Source organism: Moorena sp. SIO3I6, assembly GCF_010672095.1.
Genome location: NZ_JAAHHU010000798.1, coordinates 1 through 2,184, shown reverse-complemented (window position 1 = coordinate 2,184; position 2,184 = coordinate 1). Strand labels below are relative to the sequence as shown.

3 protein-coding genes are annotated in these 2,184 nt (G+C 44.6%); 1 reads left to right on the top strand and 2 read right to left on the bottom strand.

Annotated features, from left to right (window positions below; genetic code table 11):
• The coding region (locus tag F6K49_RS42870) for a PspA/IM30 family protein (RefSeq protein ID WP_293107653.1) at window positions 1-197 on the bottom strand (197 nt) is incomplete at its 3' end.
• A gap of 77 nt (window positions 198-274) precedes the next feature.
• Window positions 275-1,699 (bottom strand): SPOR domain-containing protein, encoded by a 1,425-nt coding sequence (locus F6K49_RS42865; RefSeq protein ID WP_075897047.1) that lies wholly within the window; start codon window positions 1,697-1,699, stop codon window positions 275-277.
• Window positions 1,700-1,886: 187 nt separating this feature from the next.
• Here F6K49_RS42865 and F6K49_RS42860 point away from each other — a divergent pair.
• Window positions 1,887-2,184: DUF721 domain-containing protein (locus F6K49_RS42860; protein WP_293107650.1), on the top strand; the 298-nt coding region annotated here is incomplete at its 3' end.

The following is a 2,184-nucleotide window of genomic DNA, read 5'->3' as shown; positions in this document are numbered from 1 at the left end:
GCTTGAGCCTGAGAGGCTTGTCGTTCGGTGCATTTTTGGGTAGCGATCGCTTGAGCTACAGCCTGACGCATGTGAATCAAATCCTGCTGCATATCATCGACAGCCTGTTCCAGGATTTTCTCAGGATCTTCAGCTTGGCTAATCAGACTATTAAGGCTAGCACGAATGATTCTTAACATACGATCTAATAATGCCATGGCAGGTTTCCATACATGATCAGGGCTTAGGGAATCTTTACTGATATTATTGAGATTGATAATCCTTAACACTTAAGTCAAGGACGATAAATCGAAGCAGAAATTCCCTGTTGCTGGAGTTTTTCTACCAAACCTTGTGCTTCATGTTCAAATTTGAACGCTCCCATCTGAATGCGGGTACCTTGAGATAATTTGCGCACATAGGCATCAGGAACAATTGTCCTAGCTTGCTGTAGGGAACGTTTACCATCGTAGTTGATCACCACATAGTAGAAAGGATCGGGCGCAGGTAAAGACTCCTCTACCACTGTTCTTAGAGATGCGGCTTGATTCTGGAGTGTTTCAGATATAGCTGGTTGAAGTAATCCTGACTGTGCCCGTCTTCCTGGGGGTACTAAAGAGCCTGAGCTTGTTGGTAATGATGACAGGGGAACCTTTTGGAGTGGTTGAACAGAAGGCAAAAGTACTGAAGATAAGGAAGACCCTTTAGGAGGCATCGGTCTAGTTACCACCTTAGGAGCTGATTCAACCACCTTTGGTATTGGGACATCTTTTGTATAAAAAGGTTTTTGCTGCGGTCCTGGAGTAGCTTCCACTTGAGAAAGGGTATGTAAGTTCAAGTCTACAAATTCCTCAGAAGCCAAATTAGGACCACCCTGTAGGGGAGAATTAGGAACCGACTCAGTCTGTTGTGGTTGATCTGGTTTAATTTCCTGGGGAGTTTTGGAGATCTTGGGAATGATGGAGCTAATCAGCTGCGACAGATCCAGATTACTTAACACCGATGGATTGGAGAAGATATAGGGTAGGGTAGCGCTTAACAACAGCAAAAGTACCATGAAACCGACATTTAACGGAGTCAGCAGTTGGTAAGACACCTGCTTTTGGTTGTCAAATTTTTCTTCATCTTCTGCCAGACTCTGTAGTAGTTTTTCTGATGATTCGAGATAATCTTCTGGCTGGGTTTGGTTAGCCCCTAACTTGATCAAACTACCTGATTTTTCAGGCAATTTTTCAGGAGGCTTAAGTTGCTCCGTAGCCTCTTTCTGAATACCTAAGCTAGCACTTTCACCATGATTATACTGGGAGGCAACTGGTGGCTGAGTAGGTTTCGGGGACTGTGATAACAGGGAATCTAGGGATTCAGTCTGCTCAACCAATGGCTCTTGTGGTTGTTTGAGAGAAGTTGTCCCCTTGGCTGTTAGGTTTGGCAGTGGAATGGTTGATGGCTGCTTTAGTTGAGGGATGGTCTTGTTTGTCTGCGATGGTGAGGATTTCTGTTGTACCTCACCCACAGAAATTAACTCTAGGGGTTTACGCGCCCGGTTACGACCAAGACTACGGTTAGTCATGACTGGGCGTCCTACTCTTCGACGTCGGTAGCGCGCTAATTCTTCCTCTAGTTGCACATCAAGGCTACTCAGAGCAGCTTGTAAAACTGAGTTGAGGTTGTAGTTACCCGTCGAGCTAGGGGATGAATTAACTGAGGAGTTTTGGCTCATGGCAGACTCTATCGGTCGTTTGTGCTATAGAACAAGCAACAGGACTTACGCAGCCATTCTATCTCTAGGGTCACCCTACTAACTCTAAGCTAGTTTGTAGCCTAGTGTGGCACAGGCTTCTAGCCTGTGACGTCAGTCCTGAAGCCATCAAAACTATTGTCAAATTAACTAATTATAGTAAGGCGATATGCTTAAATCACTCAATCAGATCTTAGATAGGATTACAAATCAGCCGGAGTGGGAAGGTATACAACGCTTGTCATACCTAATTAAGTCTTGGTCTGAAATAGTAGGAATGAATATAGCTAATCATACCAGACCCTATGCTATCTCTAGGGATATCTTATATGTGGCTACGTCTAGCTCTGTTTGGGCACAAGAACTAAAATTTCAGCGCCGGATGTTGTTGAAACGGCTTAATGCTAGTTGGTCTGAACCCCTAGTTGACATCCACTTTTCTCCAGCTCAGTGGCGGAAAACACAAG